Source organism: Lactiplantibacillus nangangensis, from assembly GCF_005405065.1.
GTDB lineage: Bacteria > Bacillota > Bacilli > Lactobacillales > Lactobacillaceae > Lactiplantibacillus > Lactiplantibacillus nangangensis.
The window spans coordinates 109,294-132,368 of sequence record NZ_BJDI01000002.1 but is presented as its reverse complement, the minus strand read 5'-3'; the positions used below and the strand labels follow the sequence as shown (position 1 = coordinate 132,368).

The following is a 23,075-nucleotide window of genomic DNA, read 5'->3' as shown; positions in this document are numbered from 1 at the left end:
TTAAAAAAGTCACTCGCTAATTTGGCGGGTGACTTTTTTGTTTACCTTTTCCGATACCGCTGGGCTTCCGCTGTTCTAACTTGAATAATTGAACGCAAGTTGTTATCCAAGAATGGCCGCTGTTGCTTTTCAATCGCCATGATTTCACTCAGCGTGTCTTGTCCAGCCTGCCAATCACCAAAATAACATTCCCATAATGCCAGCCAGACTTGCTGCGTCAGCCGTCCATCCCAATCTAGTTCAGCCGGTGCAATTGCGAGTAACTTGGGCCGCAACTGGCGGGCTTGATCAAACGCTTGACCACTTAACAAGACTTGAAAAACCGTGCCGTAAAACGCGAGCAACTCGCCTAAAACCCTGAATGGATCACCCCAAGGCGTGCAATACCGCTGACAATTAAGCACCATCTTAGTCATTAGTGCCGTGACACCCGTCAGACCTTCGTCATGCATGCTCAGCGGCACCAAGACGTTCGCAAACTTTAACTCCTGCAAAGTCCACATCGGTGTTTGCTGCAAATGTTGCACTGCCGGTCGCACCGCGGCGGTCATCGCAAATTGGGCACGGTCAAAACTCAACAACTTGATCTGCATATAACTCGCCACCAACCGGTCATAAGCCCGCGGACTCTTAGCGTGCGACTTGATCCACTGACTAAGCGCGGGAAAGTTTTGCGCTTCATAATAGCGATTTGCCTGACTCAATGCTTGATCCAGCGGTGACGGCTGATAGTGCTGATGGATAAAGCGGAACTCATCCACCGAAACCGCTAGATTATCTAAAACTTCAAATAATTTACTCGCACTAATATCGTGGTGACCACTTTCGAAGCGACTGGCAAACGACCGTGAAACGATCCCGCTATATACAGCAGCTTGCGTCAGTCCTTTAGCCAATCGTAATTGCTTGATCGTGACACCTAAACCATCCGTCATGCACTCACATCCTTATGTGGCATATATGCCACTAATTTAACGTTCATCATACACTGCCGCCGGCTATAATGCCATTATCAACGAGAAAGACGGTGACTACCATGTTAACAATTCTTAAAAACCACACCTTACAAACCCTAGCGAGTGCGAATTGCTTTGCCACGCTCGGGATGAGTCTATTTAATATTATTTTACTTACCTATGCCAAAGGCTACATGCAACCCAAGCTATTCGTCTCAATTGTTTCAATCGCAACGGTCTCCCCGTATGCCCTGAACGTTGTCATGGGTGATTTAGCAGATCGAACGACCGCCAAGGCAACCTGGTTGATTGGCACTAAAATTGGCCAAGCGTTTATGTATTTCGGCCTTGCACTCGTCATTAACCAGCAAACGATTTTCAGTTTTGCCGTGGTTGTCAGCCTGAATGTCCTCGCCACATTACTTGGCAATTATGGTAGCAGTTTGTTCAATGTTATCGTCCAAACACGACTAGTCGCAGCAGATCGCCAGCAGGCCTTTGGGATTAACCAAAGTGTTGGTACCCTCATGGCCCCAGTTGGTCAAAGCCTCGGCGTCCTAATCATCGCAACGACTCATAACTACGCCTTGGCTGCAGTGATTAACGGTGCCACCTTTTTGATCGCTACGGCCTGTCTGTTTATTGGCCATTCGACAATTATGACCCGCGTTGCCACAATCAAGCAGCCAAATTTAAACACAATCTGGCAACTGGCTAAAAGTGCCATCGAACAAGCCACCAAGTTACCAGCTATCAGCTTTTTAGGAATTATCATGTTGCTCAATATCTTAGCGATGAGTGTGGATACTGTCTTAAATTTGTACTTTATCACTGCCGCTTCCAAGTTCGGACTGCCATATGCCACCGCAATCTTGCTCACAAACCTCGTTTTCGTAGTAGGCAGCGTCCTTGGTGGTGTCTCACGTCACACCTGGCTGGACCAATTAAGCTTTACCAAACTGACTTTAATTACCACTATTGCCATCGGTAGTATTTACCTAGGCTTATTGTTACTGCCAAATATCTGGTTGATCCTGGTAACCCAATTTGTCACCGCTTTTTGCAGTGGTAAGTTAGATTCAAAAATGTACGCTTTATTCACGACTACCGTTGCACCGAACCTGACTGGGACCGTGCTTGGTCTGGTCAGCACAACCGTCACGATCGGCGCACCCGCGGGCAGTGTCGGTCTTGTGCTGCTCTATAATCTCATCGGACCGCAACTGGCCTTTGCAGTTGCAGTCGGTCTCACCGGCATCATCATGTTATGGCTCTGGGCAGCCAGCGCCCTCAGACACTAAAAAAGCGCCCATTACTGGACGTTTTCATTGATTAAAAAATAATACCAATAATCAACCCTAATAACTGCATCCCTTGAAAAAGCATCAAGTTTTGTGGGGCTGTATTAAAGGTCGTTTCTTTAATTTGGACGGCGTTAAAAGCTTTAATGTTTTTAAGAATCTTCGGTAACACTAATAAAACTAGTAATTGATAGATTGGCAACAACTGTAGTACCACGCTGATAAGTACCGGCAAATAACCTAACAAGGCTAAGATGTCGTAGGTCTTTAATGCGCGCGGTTTACCAATATAATATGGCACCGTATAGCGTTTATTGCGGATATCTTGTTCTAAATCACAAATATTGTCGGCTAGCATAATATTAGAGACCAAGAAAATGTTTGGCAAGCCGACTAACATCATGACTAAGATGTTTTGCAAATTACCAACCACTGCAAAATGTGGCCAATTGAAGGTGAACCCCATCAATACTGGCGTTGCCACATTCATATAAACTGCCAGGAAGAAGACCCCGAAGCCTTCAACCGTCCCTGACAACAATTCACCTAATGGGAAGCGTGAAAATGGCACCGGCCCATAGGTATAAAAGATTGCGACCCCGATTGCCGCCGCACCCATGAATAATAAGAGCAGATTCGTTTTGAAAACGAGCACGATGCCTAAAATAATCGCCGTCGCGAGCATAACTAAGACCAAGCGTAATGACCGCTTCGGTGATAAATGCTCACGTCCGATAATGTTATAAGTATCCCGATAATGCAGATCGACTGCGAGAAAATAATCTTGGACATTGTTGAAGCCAGTCACGAATAAGGCAATCGACACCTGTGCAATTAAATAGATCAGTGAATTGACCCAGTTAAATGCGTGAAAATAATAGATTGAAAATAAAATACCAATGAAATACGGCACGACACTGGCCGTTTTCGCATTCAGCCGAATGAATTGCAAAAAGATCTTGAAAGTCATTGGCCGATAAGTTGTTTCGTTCGACAACTGTTACGCCCCCCGAATAATAATTACTGCTCTTCCACTATAACAGTCTTTCCGACTTGTGAAAACCGTCGCAAGTATTTTAATGCCATTAAACTAAAGACGCCCACAATTAACTTGCAGGCGCCTTTTTAAGTTATTTTTCTAAATTTGAGTCGTGCTCATGATCATCCAATGGGGCTTCCTCTGGATCTTTGACAGCTGGTCGAATGCCAGCGGGTAGTTCGGATTTTGCAATCTTTTCAACAGCATCTGTATTCGCCTCGGCTTGTGCCAGTAGTTTAGGATCCTTCAAAATTGGTAATTGGAAACGGAAAATTGACCCTTGTCCAACAACTGACTCGACACTGATGTGCCCGTGGTAGCCTTCGACTAACCGTTGCGCAATTGACAACCCAAGCCCATTACCGCCTTTATCCCGACTCCGAGCTTTATCGACCCGATAGAACCGATTAAAGACGCGGTCCAGATTATCCTTCGAAATGCCTTCACCAAAATCTTGTACCGCTACTTCGATGTAACGAATATCGGTCGACAAAGACAAGTGAATCTCTTGACGTTTTGTCGAATACTTCACCGCATTATCTAACAGAATAATCAAGATCTGTTCGAGATGGTTGCGGTAAATTTGCGCGTAGACCGGCTTTTTGACATCATCATCAAACGTGAACGTAAAGTCCGGATGAATCATTTTAAAGTCATTGAACGCCTGCGTGACTAACTTTTGAATATCAGTCGTTTCATGACTAAAGTTGATTTCCAATTGTTCCGCTCGCGATAGGTCCAACATTTCTTGGACCAAGCTCTGCATGCGTTGGGTTTCTGACAAACTAGCCGACAACGATTCCGCTAGAACTTGTGGATCATCTTTGCCCCAGCGATTCAACAACTCCATATGACCTTGGATAATGGCGACTGGTGTCCGTAATTCATGCGAAACATCTTCGACGAACTGTTGTTGCTGCGTGATATAACGCTGCATTTGATCCAGCATATCATTGAACAGCACCGCTAAATCTGATAATTCGTCATTACGATTTAAATCCGGCACCCGCGAATCTGTTTGTGGATCAGCGTTGACCGCATTGATTGTTTTCGTAATTTTTTTCATCGGCCGCAGTAAGAATGCTGCTAAAAAGTAACCTAATAACGTGGCACCAAAAATCGCAATCAAGGTCATCACAATAAAGATCCACATCAAATTGTGAGTCGTATTATGGTAATCAGCCAAACTATCCGTCACTTGGGCATAACCGATGAGTTTATGGTTAGTGGCCGCATGAATTGGCGCCCGTCCCACTAACTCCGAATCACTTCCATGACCAATCATTTGAATCGTGCGACTGGCATTCTTCTTGAATTCGTGTGAATCTTTCCGCGAAATATATAACGTAATGCCTTCTGGATCGTAGACCGTAACTGCTAAGTTGGTTCGCGATAAGGCGGTCAATTCTGAATCAGAGAAAATCGTCGTCTGTAACGCCCCATGCTTACGTGACTCCATGCCATCAGCCGGTTCAATGTTGGCCTCCGGTTGAAGTTTGGCTGCTACCGATTTAATCGTCAACCCTTTCGACTCCGTCCGTAACGACTGTTGAATGGTTGAGACCGCACTGGCAACATCGCGCTGTTCTTGCCGGATCAAGAGGTTCGTGAAGCTCTTATAAACCAGCAATGAAAAGCAAATAAAAATGAGCGCGGTCCCAATTGCGGTCCCGAGCGCCCATTTCCATTTCAACGACCAACGTTTATGTTGCGTTGTGCTCGTTTGATTTTCGTCAGTCATTACGACCGAATCACGTATCCAGTCCCACGAACAGTTTGGATGTAGCTCTTTTCACCCGGACGGTCGATCTTGTTCCGTAAATAACGGATATAGACATCGACCACGTTAGTTTCAACTTCGGATTCATAACCCCAAACTTTATTTAATAAAACATCACGCGCTAAGACGACATTAATATTTTCCATTAAGGTCAATAATAATTCGTATTCCCGCTTCGTTAAGTTGATGACTTCATCACCGCGCTTAACGACTAAGTTTTCTTTTTCAATCGTTAAATCTTTATAAGTGACAGTGGTTTGCTTCGTATTTTGTTGTTCACTTTCCAAATCGATCCGTCGTAGCAACGCCCGTAAACGTGCCAACAATTCTTCAATGGCAAATGGCTTGACGATATAATCGTCGGCCCCATGATCTAAACCAGAAACGCGGTCAATCACGGAATCTCTGGCTGTCATCATAATGATTGGGGTGTTTTTAACTTCCCGCACCCGCCGACAAACTTCCAACCCGTTTAATTCGGGTAACATTAAGTCTAGAAGGATCGCATCAAAATCTTCACCCAACGCTGCGTCCAAACCCTTACGGCCATTGTACTCAACCTGAATGTCGTAACCTTCATGCTTTAATTCCAGTTCGACAAACCGAGCGAGATTTTTTTCGTCCTCAATAATTAATATTCGACTCATTTACTTTTAGTCACTCCTAATATTCAACTTATCTAGCAATCGTGCGACGCCGTGTTTAATGAGAAATACGCTCAACAAACATGTACAACATGTTATTTTACCATGAATACGGTAAATTTCCTACACCTGAAATTTTGCCAAGCCTTCATTTAGCTCTCATTTTAGCCGGTTTTACCGTGATTGCAATTTTGAAGTTCGGTTCGATGACGGCTAATCCTGATCCGAATGCGGATGTTCCGCATGCCACCGTTTAATGGCAGCTAAGCGTTGTTGCCAAGCTTTTTCTTGACCTTGATCCGTGGGATGATAATACGTTTGTCCCTGCAATTCTGGCGGCATGGTCGTCATATCTGTTAACTTGTCCGCAGTATCATGCGCATACTGATAATGATCGCCATAGCCTAAATCTTTCATCAACTTGGTGGGCGCATTCCGAATTTGCAATGGCACTGGCAAGTTCCCTTTCGCTTTGACATCGGCCTGCGCCGCCGCCTTCGCCATATATAGCGCGTTTGATTTCGGCGCCAAGGCCAAATAAGTCACCGCTTCAGTCAAATTCACATCACATTCGGGCATGCCGATCAGCTGACAAGCTTGAAACGCTGCTACGGTCAGCGGTAGCGCTTGGCGATCAGCTAAGCCCACATCTTCACTAGCAAAACGAATCAAGCGGCGTGCAATATATAACGGATCTTCACCACCCTTTAACATTCGCATCAGCCAATAAATCGCCGCGTCCACATCACTATTGCGCATCGACTTGTGCAACGCCGAAATCACGTTATAGTGTTCTTCACCATTTTTATCGTAACGTAACGATTTCGTATTGATCAGTTGATATAGCCCAGCTTCAGTAATCGTCACCGTATCACCATCACGATCACCGTTTAAAACGGCCATTTCAAGCGTATTCAACGCCATCCGCGCATCACCATTGGCAAATTCAGCGATTAATTTCAAGGTGTCCGGCTGTAACTTAATCGTTAGCTTGGGGAAGCCATTTGGATTATCCAGTGCGGCTTGCAAGACCGCCGTCAGCGCCGTCGTGGACAATTCTTTTAATACCAGCACCTTGCAACGTGACAACAATGCGGCATTGATCTCAAAGGATGGATTTTCGGTCGTCGCGCCAATCAGCGTGATACTGCCACGTTCGACATACGGCAAAAAGGCATCTTGCTGGGCTTTGTTGAAACGATGAATTTCATCGATAAAGACCAGTGTCTTCTCGCCAAAATCTCGATTGGCTTCGGCCTCATCCATAATTTTTCTAATTTCTTTGATACCGCTAGTGACGGCACTAAACGTAATAAAGTGTGATTTCGTTTGTTGCGCGATAATTTCCGCCAGCGTCGTCTTACCGACACCCGGTGGTCCCCAAAAAATCAATGAGGGTAATTGGTCCTCAGCGATTAATTGTCGCAACATTTTACCCGGACCTAACAGGTGTTCCTGACCCTTAAACCCATCTAAGGTCGTTGGTCGAACTCGATAAGCTAACGGGCTGCTGGCTGCATGTTCTGGATTAAATAATGATTCTTGCCGCATTCACTCGCCTACTCTCGAAAAAGATAACTATCTTCATTTTAACGCAAACATCCGTTCGTTTCACCTGTTTTAGACTCAATTGACGTAAAAAATGTGCAAAGCCAAGCACTGACCCTGCACACCTTAATTGGCTGTCGTTCACGCCAGCCAACTTAGTTTTGTTTTAATTTTTTAGCCCCAACCAGCCCTAACAATGAAATGGCACCAGTCGCCAGCATCGTGGCTTGAAATCCAGTCGTAAAATCGGACCCATGAAATTGGTAAAAGACGATGACAGCCAGCGTCGTTCCCAGCGCACCACCTAATAGTCGGAAAATGTTATAAATTCCAGAGGCTTTGCCAATCGCGACACGGGGCACCGCACCGAGAACCGCCTTTTGTAGCGCCGGACCAGCCATCGATAACCCCACTCCCGCTAGCATTAGCGGTAACACGAGCCAACCATAGTTTTTATGGACGAAGAGGGCAATCAACCAATACCCAAGCCCTTGAAATACTAATCCCAGCATTGCCAACCACCGTTCACCAAACTGATCCACTGCCCGACCTGAAAATGGCGCCACAATCACTAAAGTTCCCGTCCAAGGCAATAACTCAAGTCCTGCAGTTAACGCATTCGCGTGCCCATTAAGTTGCAAAAATTGGGGTAAAAAGAAGACGACACCATACATTGCCGCATATAAACAAGCCGTCGCCAGATTTCCACCCGTAAAGGCACGCTCTTGAAAAAAGCTAAGCGGGATCATTGGCATTTTTTCCTTAGCTTGACGGCAAATAAACCAGATACCACTACCCAGGCTGGCAAGCCCAATCAATAAGACTGAACTAAACTGGCTCAGATCTAGCTGACTCGTCGCAGCGGACAAGGTCCAAATAAGTCCCGCTGAAGCAATGATAATCAAGCCATGATCTAATAAGTTAATTGGTTCAACTTTGCCGTGACTTTCAGGTAAATACAACCATGATAGGGCTAACGCCAAAAGACCAATTGGCACATTGATCCAAAAGATCCATTGCCAAGTCAACCGGGCTACGATTAGGCCACCCAACGACGGCCCAACAATTAAGGCCAAGCCCCCAACCCCGCTCCAGATCCCCAATGCTCGGCCGTGTTGTTCAACCGGCAAAGTCGACGTCAAAATGGCCATCGACATTGGTGTCATCACTGAAGCACCCAGGCCTTCCACAATTCGGGCCACAATTAACCAATCAAGCGTCGTTGCCATGGCACAAAAGACCGAGCCAATGGTAAAAATCAGCAACCCCAAATTGTAAAGCCGCCGGCGGCCCCAACGTTCCCCTAGCGCGACGCCTACCAATAGAACCGCTGCAATAGTGATATTGTAGGCATTCAAAGCCCACTGTAATGATTTAACCGAAATTTGAAAATCAGTTCGAATCGCAGTCGAAGCCGTGGTCACAATCATCGCATCCATCATTGCCATAAAAAAACCGAGTGACGTCAGTCCCAAAACCCAACGTGTTTTAATCACTTGTCCAGTCATCCTTTTTCGTCCCCCAATGTCGAAAAATAGTTCAAATGTTTTTGAACTATTTAAAGATAGCATTGCGACTAGGCGCTGACAAGCCCCAAATCAAAAAAAGCCCAACTCTTGATGAGCTGCGCTTCAGTGGTCTAAAATACTAGACGTTTTGCCAAAAATGCGTCAAGTACTCATCAAAAGTTGACCGGTCTAATTTGACATATTTTTCGCGTGCGACTTTCTGTACCGTTATCAAACCTGCCTCCTGTAAAATTTTAAAATGATATGAACCAGAAGTCTTAGAAATATGCATGGCCTGACCAATCTCGCCACAGGACACGGCCTGATCCAGCCCATTCAGATAATGAATCACTTCCAAGCGAATTGGATCAGCCAAGGCTTTAAAAACTTTGAGTTTTTCTTCAGTTGTTGGTTGTTTTGTCATAAGTTATATCCTACACGTAATTACGGTTTACGCAATCCTATTTTTTCGAAACGTACATTATCAATTGGCCCTTCAAGGTGCTATACTCTGGCTATACAGGGGATGATCGCATGTTAAGAGATCCAAAAGCTGAACACCTGCTACAGCAGATTAGTGTCGCCTATAATGACCCCGAGGTCGCAAAAGACCCCGAACTCGAAACCCGCTTATTGAGTTGTGCCAAAGAACTGGCTAAATACGAAAATTGTTTGTTGACTGCGCCACGGGTCAACGCACTCATGATTGCCGCCACCCAAAAACATCAGCAGCATCCGATTCAAGCCTTAAATACGCTGTACGCCCAAACGACGCGCACTTCGGAATACTATTGGGGCGTTGCCGCTGCAACTATCTTGGGTGGCACCCTTTGGTAAAATGATTGTCTTATTGAGACAAAAAAGGCGTCTGAAAAGTTTTCACTTTTCAAGCGTCTTTTTTAAACTCATTAATTTCTATTGTTCTTCATACCAAGTGTAGTGGAACATGCCTTCGCGGTCAGTCCGTTCATAGGTATGTGCCCCAAAGTAATCCCGTTGTGCTTGTAACAAGTTAGCAGGTAAAACTTCAGCCCGGAATGAGTCGTAATATGACAATGCGGCACTAAATGATGGTACTGGCACGCCAGCTTGGATAGCCAAGCTTAAGACGTCACGCGTTGATTGTTGATATTTAGCAGCGATATCAGCAAAGTAGTCGTCCATCAATAAGTTGTTTAAGTCAGGTTTCTTATCAAACGCATTAGTAATGTTTTGTAAGAATTGGGCCCGAATGATACAACCAGCACGCCAGATCTGAGCCAATTCACCAAACTTCAAGTCCCAACCGTAATGTTCTGCGGCGAAACGTAATTGTTCGAAGCCTTGGGCATAACTCATGATTTTGCTAAAGTATAAGGCTTGGCGAATCTTTTCAACCAATTCTTCCTTAGCAGGTAATTTAACGTCGTTCTTAGGACCAGCTAACTTCTTAGAAGCAGCGACCCGTTCGTTCTTCATCATTGAGATGTAACGCGCATAAACGGCTTCAGTGATTACTGATTGTGGCACTTGAACATTCAAAGCATCTTCGGAACTCCACTTACCAGTCCCTTTGTTGTTCCCACGGTCTAAGATCATGTCAACAATTGGCTTCGTCTTGTCGTCACCCAAGTCGTCCTTACGTGACAAAATGTCAGCGGTAATTTCAACTAAGTAACTGCTTAATTCGCCTTTGTTCCAGTCAGTAAAGACATCAGACATTTCATCAACGGATAACCCAGCAACATTACGCATGATGTTGTAGCTTTCGTCGATCAATTCTTCATCACCGTATTCGATCCCGTTATGGACCATTTTAACGTAATGACCGGCACCATTTTCACCAATATAAGTGACACATGGTTCGCCGTCTTGAGGGGCCTTAGCCGCAATCTTCTTCAAGATTGGTTCAACTAAGTCATAAGCTTCCTTTTGACCACCGGGCATCAATGATGGGCCTTGTAAGGCGCCTAATTCACCGCCGGAAACACCCATCCCGATAAAGTTAATCCCAGATTTGTCCAAACGGGCATTCCGGGCCATCGTGTCGTTGAAGTTAGTGTTCCCACCATCGATCAAGACATCGCCTTTATCTAATAATGGTAATAATTCATCAATCACAGCATCCGTTGGCTTCCCAGCTTTAACCATCATGATAATCCGACGTGGTGTTTCAAGTGAAGCGACGAAGTCTTCAATCTTGTAACTTGGGACTAATTGCTTGTCAGCATGGTCCTTAACAACTTTTTCAGTCTTAGAACCAGTCCGGTTGAAAATGGCAACCTTGTAACCGCGGCTTTCAATGTTCAAAGCCAAATTTTTACCCATGACAGCCATACCAATGACGCCAATTTGTGGTTTTTCATTACTCATGTTCTGTTTGCCTCCCAAATTTTACTACGTGACTATCGTACCAAAAACGCTTTCGTAATTAAAGCAATTTGCGCTGATTTTATCAAATAATTTCATATTTTTTCATGAAGTAAGAAATTAGTTTTCACGTCAACCTTTAAAATTGAGACGAATAACTCATCGCCAACAGTTCCCCTCACATTTGCAACAGAACATTTCAGCCATGACGTTCAAACCTGAAAGTACCCCAAGACCGCAGCGTGTATAAAAATAAGGACACAAAAAAACTCGCCGAAGCGAGTTTTAACATCGTTGTGTAAAGAAAATTAGCATGCGCCATGGCCGCGATGCGCCTTTTCATCAACTAAATCGAAATTTAGTTGTTTACTTTAACGACTTCTTTACCATTGTAATACCCACAGCTAGGGCAAACACGGTGAGATACACGTAATTCACCACAATTTGGGCATGGTGCCAAATTAGGCGTAGCCAATTTAATATGACCACGACGGTTGCGTTTACGCATCTTTGATGTTCTTCTCTTAGGTACAGCCATCAACGAACACCTCCTTAAAATAATTTCACAAATGTGATGTTTTTGATAGGTCTAGCTAATTTAATCCTTGGCTTCCTGATCAGGGAACAGGTTTTTCAATTTAGCTAAACGCGGATCAACAGTTTTATGTTCTTCAGCTAGCTTGGCTAAGTCTTCCTCGCGAATGACTTCCCAACCTTTACCGGCTGGCATCGCTTCGCCATTGAGCTCTGCTTCAGAAAGAATCTGCATGGGGATGTGAATTAAAATGTTATCCTCCACAGCGACATCAAAATTCAAAATATCATCTTCGGGTAAAAAAATGACCGTGTCAGTTTTTTCAAACCGGCTTAAATCGGTCCCCTGTGGGACATAATATTCTGTCATTTGAAATGCCAGCGGGGTGTCCACTGGCGTCAACGAACGGCTTGAAGGCAACGTTAAGGTCGCTTCAACGTTCGCTGAGATTAGCACGCTACCTTGATCATAACTGGCAAAACCTTTCGCTTGAACGGCTTTGACGTCAATAATATCTGGATAACGCGTCATCAGGGAGTGTTTTAAATCCAGTGCTTCATCAAACTGAAGTGGCTCATCGCGGTAACTTTTAAGTTGCCCTAACGACCATTTCATTTAAAAACCTCCTAATGCAACGTGATAAATTATACCTGTGTGAAAATCCTTTGTCAATGTTTTTTCCTTGACAGGTCAAAATGCCCGTTACTGTTCACCACCATAACAAGAAATGTGACCAGGGTCAACCAATATTACCTCGGAAACATGATTGGCCGCCGATAGAGATCTTGGGAGTGACCATTGACCAGTTCATAGACACGCCCTGCCCGATAATCAAGCGCTAAACCGTGTAATCGCAAGTCTTTAGTGATCTTCGTGTATAACGGCAACGTGAGCTGCTTTTTCACCTGATGTAAATAAGCTTGCCCGGTCTTATTAAACCCTAACACCCGCACATAATTATGTTGCTGGGCTGTTTGGACTTCAGTAGCCGTTAATTGTAACAGGGCTGCGGTCGCCACCCGTTGTAGTCGCGTATACGTGTAACGTTTCGACTTGGCCCGCGTCATCAGATCCGCAAAACTAGTGGCAGACTGGGCCGTTTCTTTCATACGGTATTCCAAGCCTTCCGCCATCTGATCATAGTCATGGGTCTGCGTTACCGAGGCGGTCATCAATTGATACTGTAAATACGGCCAAAAATCGGGCCAAGTTTGCAAGCGTTGCGTTTTTAACTGAGTCAGTGTCGCTGCGGGTACGACCGCGCTAATTTGTGACCAAGCTTGTTGTAACGCCGCCGCCCGAATAGCCGTGCCGCTCGCAAACGATTGATGAGCTTGAATCTGATCATCATGATGGTCAGCCACCTGCCGTTGAATTGGGATAAGTTTTAACTGATTACCAAACTGTTGATTAGCCAAATAGTAGCAAAATCCCAACATATCATTCGCCTTAGTCAAAGTAACGCCCGTCGTTTGTTGCAAGGCCGCATTGAACTGCGTGGCATAGGTGGCATTATAGTGCTTAAACGCCGCCTGCGTCTTGGGTAACGCCGTCATCAATTGGGCAAAATCGAGTTCAGGATGTTCCGCACCAAAAACTAAGCTCTGACACCCCAGGGCCGTCAAAATTTCGACCCCACCGCGTGCAAACAAATGCGCCGGTTGCGTCGCATAAAAGACTGGTAACTCTACCACTAAGTCGACACCCGCAGCTAAAGCCAACTGAGTTCTGGTCCATTTGTCCAATAACGCCGGTTCACCCCGTTGTAGCCAATTACCGCTCATGACCACGATACTGCAATCTGCGCCAGTTAACTGTTTGGCCCGTTGTAAATGGTATAAATGACCATTGTGTAGCGGATTATATTCAGTTATCAGCCCTACTGCTTGCATGGTCAGTCACCTACTTTTGGCACTCGAAGAACCAACGTGTGGTTTTCGCATCCGGTGTACTTTCACCGAAATCAGCGGTCACTTTGACTTGGCTAAACCCAGCCGCCGCTAACGCCCGTTGATAATCTTCTAAAACATACGTCCGTTCTTGATGGAGTTCACTGACTTCATCAAAAGCTTGTTTTTCTTCATTCCAAATAAAGAAGCTTAAGTCATGCTCCGCACTGTGTGGCGTCGTTTCACTCGCATAACTCGTCCACATAAATGCCCGTTCTTCATCACGATAATTATACATGTACCCTGGATAAACCTCATCCGTCTGGTACGGCGTGATCACGTCAAACAGGAACTTACCGGTATCCGTAAGATGCTGTGCCACTTCCGTAAAGGCAGCTTGAACTTGTGATAAATCTGACAGATAACAGAAAGAATCTGCAAAACAAGTCACCGCTGAAAACGTCCCAATTTCACTCAAATCAAGCATGTTACCCTCAATAAGTGGCAATGGCACATTCGCTTCATCCGCATGCTGTTCGGCCAAAGCCAGCATATTGTCGGAGAGGTCCAGTCCCGTCACATGATACCCAGCTTGAGCCAGTAATACGGCTAGGCGGCCTGTGCCACAAGCGAGTTCGAGCACTTCACCACTTTGGTCTGGTAATTCACGACGCACAAAATCCAGCCATTGCTGGTACATGGCTGGATCGAAGAGTTCGTCGTAAAGTTCGGCAAACGTCTGATAGATCATGCGTTTACCCATTGATCAATGTCCACTAATGGCGCATCTGACCATAATTTTTCAAGGTTGTAATGTTGACGCGCATCCTTTTGGAACACGTGCACGATCACGTCACCACAATCGATCAAGACCCATTCACCAGCGGTCCGACCTTCAACGCTCTTCACGTCTGAGCCAGCTTGACGAATAAATTCGACCACGCTGTCAGCAATGGCTTGAACTTGACGTCTTGAGTCAGCTGAAACAATGAGGAAGTAATCCGCCATCAAACTAACTTCGGCAACATCTAAAGCCACCATATCTTCAGCACGTTTGTCATCGGCCGCTTTGACCGTTAATTGTAATAATTCTTTGCTATCCATGTAATTCTCCCTTTGAGTTCTTGATTAGTTGGTTGCAACTGCGTTAACACCACCGACCCAAGCATTGTATGTTGCCAAGGTCTGTGGGTAAACTGGCGCGCCTTGACTGACCAGATAAGCCAACGTATGTTGAATCTGGTAGCGCACCCCAGCAGCTAACGATTTTTGTGTGACTCGACGCGCTTCATCGACCCCTGGAAAGTTCCGGTTAGGTTCAATAAAGTCCGCCATGAAAACGATCTGGGCTAGCTTCGGCATGTATGGGGCACCAACCGTGTGTAACCGGACCGCAGTCAAAATATCTTCATTATAAATATGCAATTCATCTTTGATCAGTTCAGCACCAACCACGCCATGCCAAACCCCGTTGCCATAATTCAGCAAAGCTGGGTCAAGGCCTCGCGTTTTAATCAACTTAATAAATGTGTCATCCGAACGCTGCTTCGCATAGTCATGTAATAGCCCCGTGATGCCGGCCAATTCCGGATCTACACCATTTTCAGCCGCTAACTCACGACTCGTTTGTTCGACCCGTAGACAGTGTTGAAAACGGCTATCGGTCAGCTTAGCGGCCACTTTTGCGGCTAACTCAGCATGCGTATAAGGCACTAATTGTTCAGTAAACTCAATTGGTTGGTTTTGATTCATACAACTGATGCTCCTTAATATAATCAGCCACGGCATCCGGTACCAAATAGCGCACCGTATGACCTTGGCTCACCTTATGACGAATTTGAGTGGAACTGATATCGACGAGCGGCGCATCGACCCAGATAACCGGATATTGACTTGTCGTCGGATAACCAGTGCGCTTAATCCCGACAAACGTGACTAATTTGACCAAATCATCGATGTGATACCACGTGTGTAAATAATACACCATGTCGCCACCGATAATAAAGTAATATTGGGTCTCGGGATGCCGAGCCTTCAATGCTTTCATCGTATCATAAGTATAACTTTTACCGCCACGTTTTAGTTCGGCTGTTTCTAGTTTAAATAACGGATTATCAGCAATCGCCCGTTGAACCATGTTGACGCGATCTTTAGCGGGTAATGTCTTCTTTTCATCGACATGTGGTGGCTGCGCGTCTGGCATAAACCGGACTTCATCCAACCCTAACTGATCGCCAACTTGTTGCGCCATAATCAGATGCCCCAAGTGCGGCGGATTAAACGTCCCACCCATAATACCGACACGGCGATGTGGCAGGTCGGTCACGACCTCGGCCATCACTTTCGTTGCTGTTTGACTAACCGTCTTCACTAAAAATCCCTCCCTAGATCTTTGAGACTTCCAATGAAAGTTTTTGGAATTCTGCGTGTGATGATGGTAAATATAACACTAAGACCCGACCAATGGTTTGAACCACCGTAATGTCGGTCTTGGCTTCAATGGCTGTTTGAACTTCATCAGTGGTCACATCAGAATTTTGTAAAATGTTGACCTTGATCAATTCGCGCTTGTCCAATGCCCCAACTAATTGTTCGAGCCAATCAGCCGTTAACCCATTTTTACCAACAGCAAATAATGGGCGTAAATGATGTGCTTCACTGCGTAAATAACGTTTTTGTTTTCCTCGTAAGTTTTCCATTAAATTCTCCTAGTTCTTATTAATCATGGCTGGACGGGTTAAGACGTCCACCCCTTTAGGTGCCCAACCAGCGACACGCGTCTCGGCGGGTACAGTGACCCAACCTAAGCCTTCAAACACCACATCGCTGATTTCAGTCGTCTTAAATTCATGCCGAACCAACGGTGGAAAATCAGCGACAGCATCGCCAGTTGGTGGGGTGATCAATTCGCCGACATGCTTCGTATAGAAGTTCTCAGCGTTCTCCGTCCGAGTCCGGTGAATCGTCAGGTTATTGTCGACATACGCAATTCCGGCAGGTTTCACCGTATCGACGATGTCTAAGCGAGCAACCCCGCCTAAGAATAACGTTTGACCGTTACCCAATTGGTAAGCTTTTGGTCGAATCTCTTTTTGTGGTGAGACGAGTTTCAAGTCGTCCCCGCTCAAGAAATGCGCCATTTGTTCTGGATGAATGATCCCAGGGGTGTCGACCATCTTATGGCCGTCCTCGAGTGGAATTTCAATCTTATCCAAAGTCGTGCCGGGGAACCGTGACGTGGTGATCAAATCTTTCAAGCCAGTGTTATTGGCAATAATGCGATTGATCAGCGTAGATTTACCCACGTTAGTGACCCCAACGACATAAACATCGCGACCGCGCCGATACTTTTCGATCATCGCTAATAACTCATCGATAGCGTGGCCTTTTTTAGCACTGGTCAAAGCCACATCAACGGGTTTAATCCCTTGTGCGCGGACTTGTTGATTCATCCATTCGCGTAATTTGGTTCGCCGTAATTGACGTGGTAAGACATCTTCCTTGTTTCCAACCAATAAGACGGGATTATCTCCCACAAACCGTTGTAACCCGGGAATGATACTACCATTCAGGTCAAAAATATCAACCACATAGACGACTAAGGCATCGGCTTCACGAATCGTGGCCAACAAATGGCGAAAATCGTCGTCAGTTAACTCAACTGGCACGATTTCGTTGTAGTGGCGCAACCGAAAACACCGTTGACAATATAAATCTTGGGACTCATTTGCCAACGACTTTTTCAAGGCTGAAGCCGGCGTGTAACCCGCTGCTTCGGGGTCGGTCGTTTGAATCGCCGCCCCACAGCCAATACAATATAAAGTTTCTTGAGTTGTTTCACTCACTATTTAAGTTCCTCCTGAAAATGCTTTTCTGGATACACATGGGCTAATCTTGCTTTGATAAAACGTTCAAAGAAACGATTGATTCGCGTATTCCACGCGTCCGTTTTGACTAACGGTTGGACCAATACACTTTGAACGCCGGCCGAATGAGCGGCCCACATATCGGTAATATATTGATCACCAACCATGATCACTTCATTTTTGCGTAGCCCAAGATTGTGCCGGGCCTTTTGAATCCCAAACGGTAAAGGTTTCAAGGCACGCGAAACAAATGGCAGTTCGAGTGCCGTTAAAGCCTTGGCAATCCGCTTTTCTGAATTATTCGAAACGACAACTAGTGGAATGCCCGCGTCTTGCAACGCGTGCAACCATTTTTTCAGTTCCGGGGTACCATCTGGATTATCCCAAGCAATAAGCGTGTTGTCGAGATCGGCAAACACCGCCTTGATGCCCTTTTCACGGAGTTGCGCTGCGGTAATATTATAAATTGCTGGTATCATCCAAGTTGGTTTAAATTGGTTTATCATCGTTTTCCCCTTCACTTCTGCTGTCATTGGTGCTGGTTATCAGCCAGACCTCACCTGCTTATTTTATCATACTCGTAACCCCTTTTAATAGCAGGGGTTGGGTCCCATTTTAATCAGAGTCCACCGATAAAATCAGTTATCTTTTAATAATAGATGCTTTTAAATAAATGTGCAACTTTTATTAATCAAGCCACTATACTAACCGCTAATATTTGCTATCAATACGACGTCCCACATCAACCAAAAGGCCACAACTATCAATTGCGAGGACTATACTTTTTTCGCAATTGTCAACCAGTTCACAATCATTTACCGAAAGCGTATATTTAAGCTGTAAAAATAAATATCATTATATTATAAGGAGGAAGTTTAATGGAGAAAAAAGAGACCGTTGATAAAGAAGCCGTCGTGAATGAATATGTTACAGACAATTTCTTTAGTAAGGGCCACTGGTGGACTAAGATTTGGCAAACGCTCATGGCAATTGTTTTTTGGATCTGTGTTGCGATTCCGGTCTACTGGACGATTTCATCAACCTTATTGATTAACAATACGCACTTCTTACATGCTTGGCGTTACCAAGAAGGTCGGACCCTCTTCTACTTTTTTGACCGGTTCTTTATCATCGCATTTATTATTCTAGCCGTTATTGTCATTATTTCGACGATTCACAATAATCACCGCGTCAAGGAACACGTTGAAAAAGATATTCAATATGATGAACCACAAATGCTGGCACGTAAGGCTCATTTGGAAGCTTTCTACACAGAACGCTTTGGTAACAAGGCCTACCGCGAAAACGTCCGTAGCTACCATGTTAAGCCAGAGCAAAATCTGGATGTTAATGAAATTCACGAGTTATATAAAGAGGAGGAGAAAAAGTAGATGGAAGTCCTCCAAACCTTAAAACCATTTGAAAGTATTTGGAACTTTGTGTTGCTCTTATTGGTTTCTTATCCGATTCTGGGCGCCTTTGCCTGGTTTATGGGTGTCATTTGTTACCAAACGGTTTACCGGCATCGTCACAAAGAATTCTATTACTTAGAACCTAAGAAGCAGCCATTCATCACCATTATGATCCCTGCGCATAATGAAGAAGTCATGATTGCCCACACGATCGACTACTTAATGAACAGTTTAAACTACGATAATTTCGAAGTGTTGGTCACCGATGATGGGTCAACGGACGACACGCCACAAATTTTGGCCGAGTTGCAAAAGAAATATACCAACTTGCGAGTCGTGACGATCGAAAAGAACCAAGGTAAAGCCCATGCCTTCAACGTCGGCGTCAGCTTCGCTAAAGGTGAATTTATTTTAAGTAATGATGCCGATTCGATTCCAGAACCAGATGCACTTTGGAAATACATGAATTACTTTGTTGGTGAAGAACATACCAACGTCGCCGCTGTTACGGCCAACATGGATGTCCAAAGCCGGAGTAAACTGATTGCCAAGTCGCAAACCGTTGAATTTTCAAGTATCGTCGGGGTCATCAAACGGAGTCAAGTCAGTGCCTTAGGGAATATGTATGCTTATAGCGGCGCTAACACGATGTATCGGCGTGATGCCTTGATCGACGTTGGCCTCTTCCGTCAAGACCGTGCGACCGAAGATATCAGTATTGCCTGGGATCACCAACTGAACGGTTGGACAACGGTCTTCTCACCAGACATTCTCTTTTACATGAACGTGCCTGAATCCTTGAAGGCCCTCTATCATCAGCGGAAACGTTGGGCGAAAGGTGGGACCGAAGTTTTACTCACCAACTTTGGCCGTGTCATGCGTCATCCAATTCGTTACTTGAAACAGATGGCTTTCATTTTGGATCAATCGCTGAGTATCATTTGGTCGTTATTCTTCTTTGTTTCAACGATCTTGTTCATTTTGTCATTTATCATGTTCATCTTTACTGGCAACTACGAACGACTTTATCACATGTTCTGTATGGCCTTTATCTTCGTCACCTTTGAAATGTTTGCGGGATTATTGCAACTCCTCTCCGCTTTAATCGTTGATGACCGGGGTCGTAAGTTAAAATATCTTATTTTCATGCCGCTCTACATGCTCGTCTACTGGCAAGTTAATGCCCTCGCCTTAGTGATGACATTAATTCCTGCCATCAAAACGATTCTGGGCTATGGGAGTGGGACTTGGGTCAGTCCTGTGCGAAAACATACGACCTGAGTTGAGAAAATTTATGAGCGTGCCTGTTAATCAGGTGCGCTTTTTTCATGTCATCATTTTATCTTGATGGCGGACACAAAAACGCTACCAGAAATAGTCACTTTTGGTAGCGCTTTCGTTTTCAATTGGAACTTGTGACCAAGCTCGGCCTAATTGTACATACCGAACAAGAATTGCACCCCACCCAAAATAAGAATGATGCCAAATATGAATCCGGCCCAAACTGCCAGTCCAACAAAATTTGACGTTGCAGCCGTTCCGCTGACTTTCAATTGCTTGAAATAGCGCTGTGAAGCCCATATTTGATAGCCACCTAAAGCCATCACACCTAATCCAATCATGAGTTGAAAAAATAAGTTTGACATGTGATCTACCCCTTTTTTCACGATTATAACGAGACAACTTTCAACCAATCTCAGAAACGATCATCAATGGCACGACTTTTGAGTGTTAACCGATGCATCTAGCCTAACTACACCACCATCTTCACACGTGGGTAGCACTAAAAACAATTATTTGAGACTTACTGCAAATTGATTATTCCGAGCCACGATCACGACTGAGTTGTCCGTATGCACGATCTAAAGTAAGCACCCAATAACTGACCGTCTATGATTGTCACTAAATACACGATATGATTACCTCATCAAATGAATGGTGAGGTTTTTATTATGGATAAACAGGATATTGTCAAAGTTGAAATACCACACAAAGTTAGGTCGGCGGCGCCACAGGCGACGGCGACCAAAGCAGTTCAGCTTCGTGTGGGACAAAATAAGTCGGTCATCATTTACAACAAAGCAAACAGTTACATTGTTGATGCGGTTTTAAAGGCGGTGTTCAACAATGCTCATTAATATGGATGCAGTTCATCAAACTTACATTGTTTGTAGAAAAACAGATTTACGCCGTGGTATTGTGAAATTCAATAGTTTCAAAATCAAATGGATTGTATTATATTAAAGCTGTACACATTTAAAACGTATCGGAGGGAAAAGGATGAAGGGATTAGGCTCATTGCATCAATACGTCAAAGATAACTACGAAAAGGGAAATTATCAGGCAGCGTCGGAAGCATACAAAACTTGGAAAATGGAAAACTCATATAGTCAAGAGCGAAATAATCAAGCGAGCTCAACTGATGATTACCAAGCAGGTTTTAATCAAGCTAAGTTTGATTATGAAAATGAACATCATTTTAAAAGGTTCCCCAGCAAATTTATTAAACTAATAAATTTGCTTTCTGATGACAAAGCGTCTGAAGTATCTAAATTCATAGAAGGCTACAACGCCTACAAAGAAAAACACTAGAAGAATAATATGTATAACTCAGCAAAACAATAGTACCATGCGATAATGGGGATTGAACGTAAGCACCCAATAACTGACCGTATTGAATAGTGAAAAACACCCTGAACTCTCTTTTTTTGAGAGCTCGGGGTGTTTTGTCCATGCATCTAAGCGACTATGCTTTGTTGGCTATCGCCGATTATTTTAGATCCTGGTTTAAAGTTCCATGGCAAATAAGCTTCTAGATCTGCCGAATTCGCAAATGTTGGAAGTTGCGGAATGTTTTTCAATAAATATTCAAGATAAGCTGACGGATCAATGCCGTTGGCCTTGGCCGACTCAATCAAAGTCATCCAAATCGCATTGGCTGGTGCTGAACAACCAATTTTTACGCCCGATGACCAAGGTCTTCATGTTTCTCTCCGACGCGTTGTTACTCCAGTCGACGGAATCATTATTAATGATTTGATTCAACGAGGCTCGTTGATTTCGAGCATAAACAACGGCCTTGCCTAATCGGCTCTTAGGTAAAACATCGACCGCATCAATCCAACGCCAAAAACGTTTTAATAGCTTTCGTTGTTGACTGCGGCGACGTCGGCGTCTTACTCGCGGTGATAAGTGTTGCCATTCGCGCTCATTGTGAAACATTTTATTGAGTAATGCTAATGGTGGGCTCATCTTAAAGCTCTTGCCGGAATTAGCGGCGTCATAGAATTTCCGTCTGACATGAGCCCAACAACCGACTCTGGTGACTGAATCACCTAGGATGTTATAGCCGGAATAACCGTCGCATTGAAGTGTTCCTGTAAAACCAGTATAAAGTGATTTAGCGAAGCTGCCCGCACGACTAGTGCCATAAGCGTAAAAGACACCTCGCTGTGCCTGGTGGGTAACACTGCGCATTACCCACATATAGGATTCCGCTTTGGCGATTTTTCCAGGTTCGTGTAACACCTCGATTAGTGTCTCATCACCTTGTAGACATGGTTGTTGAACCAGTTGCTGACGCAACTGCTGGTACAACGGCTCCATAAGTTGGCTAATCTTGATCACCCAATTAGCGATAGTTGTTTCGCTTAGATCCACGCCGAGACGCTTCCAATCTTGAAGCTGTCGATATAAGGGTACGCCTAGTTCAAACTTTTTATGTAAAATTTCAGTTATGACTGCAATTGATGCCAAACTATGTAGTATTAACGCTTTTGGAGCTTGTGATTGAATTAGATGAGCTAAACCATCCATTAATTCACATGAGGGGCATTTATATGTCGTCGTGTAGATTCTTTCTAAGTAGAGCTTGGCCGGCCGGAAGTGGAGTTCTTCACGTGCAAGTTTTTTACCGACGGCAACTAAGCCGTGTCCGTTTGGACACAGCTTAGTTGGCAGCTCAATGACAGTCTCTTGAACGGGAACGTTTGAATTTACGATTGCTTGCCGCGTCCGCTTAGCTTTCTTCGTTGGCTGTACTTGATTTGATTGGTTTTCTTGGCCAGTTTGCTCTGGTTGGCTAAAAACACTATTGTCCTCATCAAACAAGGAGGTTTGATCGGTATTGATTTTCTCTGACTTTTGACCAAATAGTCGCTTGGTCAAGTAGTCAATAATCTCAGCCTGTTCTTGAATCTTCTTTTTTAAGTCGGCAATTTCTTCTTCTGACGTCATAATATAACCACT

27 protein-coding genes are annotated in these 23,075 nt (G+C 44.6%); 6 read left to right on the top strand and 21 right to left on the bottom strand.

All coding sequences use genetic code 11. The features are described 5' to 3' along the window. Positions 1 to 41: 41 nt before the first annotated feature. Complete coding sequence (locus tag FFM70_RS02230; RefSeq protein WP_137615221.1) at positions 42 to 935, bottom strand: helix-turn-helix domain-containing protein; 894 nt, start codon at positions 933 to 935, stop codon at positions 42 to 44. Between the two features lie 101 nt (positions 936 to 1,036). On the opposite strand from FFM70_RS02230, the gene FFM70_RS02225 reads away from it, so the two are divergent. Then, positions 1,037 to 2,257: an MFS transporter gene (locus FFM70_RS02225; RefSeq protein ID WP_137615220.1), complete on the top strand. Its 1,221-nt coding sequence runs from the start codon at positions 1,037 to 1,039 to the stop codon at positions 2,255 to 2,257. A gap of 31 nt (positions 2,258 to 2,288) precedes the next feature. Here the strand turns inward: FFM70_RS02225 and FFM70_RS02220 are convergent, their stop codons facing one another. The 6 genes from FFM70_RS02220 to FFM70_RS02195 all read right to left on the bottom strand — a co-directional run bounded on the left by FFM70_RS02220 (position 2,289) and on the right by FFM70_RS02195 (position 9,200). Further along, positions 2,289 to 3,227, bottom strand: coding sequence for a 1,4-dihydroxy-2-naphthoate polyprenyltransferase (locus FFM70_RS02220; RefSeq protein ID WP_137615412.1), 939 nt, complete (start codon positions 3,225 to 3,227; stop codon positions 2,289 to 2,291). 160 nt (positions 3,228 to 3,387) lie between these two features. Continuing rightward, complete coding sequence (locus FFM70_RS02215; RefSeq protein ID WP_137615219.1) at positions 3,388 to 5,037, bottom strand: HAMP domain-containing sensor histidine kinase; 1,650 nt, start codon at positions 5,035 to 5,037, stop codon at positions 3,388 to 3,390. Next, complete coding sequence (locus FFM70_RS02210; RefSeq protein WP_024626232.1) at positions 5,037 to 5,723, bottom strand: response regulator transcription factor; 687 nt, start codon at positions 5,721 to 5,723, stop codon at positions 5,037 to 5,039. The genes FFM70_RS02215 and FFM70_RS02210 overlap by 1 nt, the downstream gene beginning before the upstream one ends. 210 nt (positions 5,724 to 5,933) lie before the next feature. After that, positions 5,934 to 7,271 (bottom strand): replication-associated recombination protein A, encoded by a 1,338-nt coding sequence (locus tag FFM70_RS02205; protein ID WP_137615218.1) that lies wholly within the window; start codon positions 7,269 to 7,271, stop codon positions 5,934 to 5,936. 152 nt (positions 7,272 to 7,423) lie between these two features. Continuing rightward, a complete protein-coding gene (locus FFM70_RS02200) occupies positions 7,424 to 8,776 on the bottom strand; it encodes an MFS transporter (RefSeq protein ID WP_137615217.1) in 1,353 nt (450 codons plus the stop codon). Between the two features lie 139 nt (positions 8,777 to 8,915). Continuing rightward, positions 8,916 to 9,200: an ArsR/SmtB family transcription factor gene (locus FFM70_RS02195; RefSeq protein WP_137615216.1), complete on the bottom strand. Its 285-nt coding sequence runs from the start codon at positions 9,198 to 9,200 to the stop codon at positions 8,916 to 8,918. A gap of 110 nt (positions 9,201 to 9,310) precedes the next feature. Here FFM70_RS02195 and FFM70_RS02190 point away from each other — a divergent pair, with 110 nt between their 5' ends. Then, the gene (locus tag FFM70_RS02190; protein WP_137615215.1) at positions 9,311 to 9,613 is read left to right on the top strand and encodes a bacteriocin immunity protein; all 303 of its coding nucleotides are present in this window, start codon (positions 9,311 to 9,313) and stop codon (positions 9,611 to 9,613) included. A 78-nt stretch (positions 9,614 to 9,691) separates the two neighbouring features. Here FFM70_RS02190 and gndA read toward each other — a convergent pair whose 3' ends face one another. The 11 genes from gndA to FFM70_RS02135 form a co-directional block, all read right to left on the bottom strand. After that, positions 9,692 to 11,128: an NADP-dependent phosphogluconate dehydrogenase gene (gene gndA / locus FFM70_RS02185; RefSeq protein ID WP_137615214.1), complete on the bottom strand. Its 1,437-nt coding sequence runs from the start codon at positions 11,126 to 11,128 to the stop codon at positions 9,692 to 9,694. Positions 11,129 to 11,483: 355 nt separating this feature from the next. Then, a complete protein-coding gene (gene rpmF, locus FFM70_RS02180; RefSeq protein WP_137607429.1) occupies positions 11,484 to 11,663 on the bottom strand; it encodes a 50S ribosomal protein L32 in 180 nt (59 codons plus the stop codon). A gap of 60 nt (positions 11,664 to 11,723) precedes the next feature. Then, entirely contained in the window at positions 11,724 to 12,275 is a 552-nt protein-coding gene (locus FFM70_RS02175) for a YceD family protein (RefSeq protein ID WP_137615213.1), read from the bottom strand. Between the two features lie 134 nt (positions 12,276 to 12,409). Beyond that, entirely contained in the window at positions 12,410 to 13,552 is a 1,143-nt protein-coding gene (locus FFM70_RS02170) for a nucleotidyltransferase (RefSeq protein ID WP_137615212.1), read from the bottom strand. A 10-nt stretch (positions 13,553 to 13,562) separates the two neighbouring features. Then, a complete protein-coding gene (locus FFM70_RS02165; protein WP_137615411.1) occupies positions 13,563 to 14,300 on the bottom strand; it encodes a class I SAM-dependent DNA methyltransferase in 738 nt (245 codons plus the stop codon). Next, entirely contained in the window at positions 14,297 to 14,653 is a 357-nt protein-coding gene (gene rsfS / locus FFM70_RS02160; RefSeq protein ID WP_137615211.1) for a ribosome silencing factor, read from the bottom strand. The genes FFM70_RS02165 and rsfS overlap by 4 nt, the downstream gene beginning before the upstream one ends. A 24-nt stretch (positions 14,654 to 14,677) precedes the next feature. Next, positions 14,678 to 15,301: a bis(5'-nucleosyl)-tetraphosphatase (symmetrical) YqeK gene (gene yqeK / locus FFM70_RS02155; protein WP_137615210.1), complete on the bottom strand. Its 624-nt coding sequence runs from the start codon at positions 15,299 to 15,301 to the stop codon at positions 14,678 to 14,680. Next, positions 15,279 to 15,920: a nicotinate-nucleotide adenylyltransferase gene (locus tag FFM70_RS02150; protein ID WP_137615209.1), complete on the bottom strand. Its 642-nt coding sequence runs from the start codon at positions 15,918 to 15,920 to the stop codon at positions 15,279 to 15,281. The genes yqeK and FFM70_RS02150 overlap by 23 nt, the downstream gene beginning before the upstream one ends. A gap of 13 nt (positions 15,921 to 15,933) precedes the next feature. Continuing rightward, positions 15,934 to 16,248, bottom strand: a complete 315-nt coding sequence (yhbY, locus tag FFM70_RS02145; protein WP_137615208.1) for a ribosome assembly RNA-binding protein YhbY — start codon at positions 16,246 to 16,248, stop codon at positions 15,934 to 15,936. A gap of 9 nt (positions 16,249 to 16,257) precedes the next feature. Continuing rightward, positions 16,258 to 17,394, bottom strand: coding sequence for a ribosome biogenesis GTPase YqeH (gene yqeH / locus FFM70_RS02140; protein ID WP_137615207.1), 1,137 nt, complete (start codon positions 17,392 to 17,394; stop codon positions 16,258 to 16,260). Then, complete coding sequence (locus FFM70_RS02135; protein ID WP_137615206.1) at positions 17,394 to 17,921, bottom strand: YqeG family HAD IIIA-type phosphatase; 528 nt, start codon at positions 17,919 to 17,921, stop codon at positions 17,394 to 17,396. The genes yqeH and FFM70_RS02135 overlap by 1 nt, the downstream gene beginning before the upstream one ends. A gap of 372 nt (positions 17,922 to 18,293) precedes the next feature. Here FFM70_RS02135 and FFM70_RS02130 point away from each other — a divergent pair, with 372 nt between their 5' ends. Both FFM70_RS02130 and FFM70_RS02125 read left to right on the top strand, forming a co-directional pair. Next, the gene (locus FFM70_RS02130; protein WP_137615205.1) at positions 18,294 to 18,806 is read left to right on the top strand and encodes a hypothetical protein; all 513 of its coding nucleotides are present in this window, start codon (positions 18,294 to 18,296) and stop codon (positions 18,804 to 18,806) included. Then, positions 18,807 to 20,108 (top strand): glycosyltransferase family 2 protein, encoded by a 1,302-nt coding sequence (locus tag FFM70_RS02125; RefSeq protein ID WP_137615204.1) that lies wholly within the window; start codon positions 18,807 to 18,809, stop codon positions 20,106 to 20,108. Positions 20,109 to 20,257: 149 nt separating this feature from the next. Here the strand turns inward: FFM70_RS02125 and FFM70_RS02120 are convergent, their stop codons facing one another. Further along, positions 20,258 to 20,473: a hypothetical protein gene (locus FFM70_RS02120; RefSeq protein ID WP_137615203.1), complete on the bottom strand. Its 216-nt coding sequence runs from the start codon at positions 20,471 to 20,473 to the stop codon at positions 20,258 to 20,260. A 306-nt stretch (positions 20,474 to 20,779) separates the two neighbouring features. Between FFM70_RS02120 and FFM70_RS02115 the strand changes: the two genes are divergently transcribed. Both FFM70_RS02115 and FFM70_RS02110 read left to right on the top strand, forming a co-directional pair. Next, positions 20,780 to 20,965, top strand: coding sequence for a hypothetical protein (locus FFM70_RS02115; protein WP_137615202.1), 186 nt, complete (start codon positions 20,780 to 20,782; stop codon positions 20,963 to 20,965). Positions 20,966 to 21,107: 142 nt separating this feature from the next. Further along, entirely contained in the window at positions 21,108 to 21,419 is a 312-nt protein-coding gene (locus FFM70_RS02110; protein ID WP_137615201.1) for a hypothetical protein, read from the top strand. A 146-nt stretch (positions 21,420 to 21,565) separates the two neighbouring features. Here FFM70_RS02110 and FFM70_RS13925 read toward each other — a convergent pair whose 3' ends face one another. Both FFM70_RS13925 and tnpC read right to left on the bottom strand, forming a co-directional pair. After that, on the bottom strand, positions 21,566 to 21,751 hold the full coding sequence (locus tag FFM70_RS13925) for a transposase domain-containing protein (protein ID WP_223877419.1): 186 nt from the start codon (positions 21,749 to 21,751) through the stop codon (positions 21,566 to 21,568). Then, positions 21,738 to 23,063 carry an IS66 family transposase gene (tnpC, locus tag FFM70_RS02105; RefSeq protein ID WP_223877418.1) on the bottom strand — a complete coding sequence of 442 codons (1,326 nt, stop codon included), beginning with the start codon at positions 23,061 to 23,063 and terminating at the stop codon, positions 21,738 to 21,740. The genes FFM70_RS13925 and tnpC overlap by 14 nt, the downstream gene beginning before the upstream one ends. Positions 23,064 to 23,075: the final 12 nt, after the last annotated feature.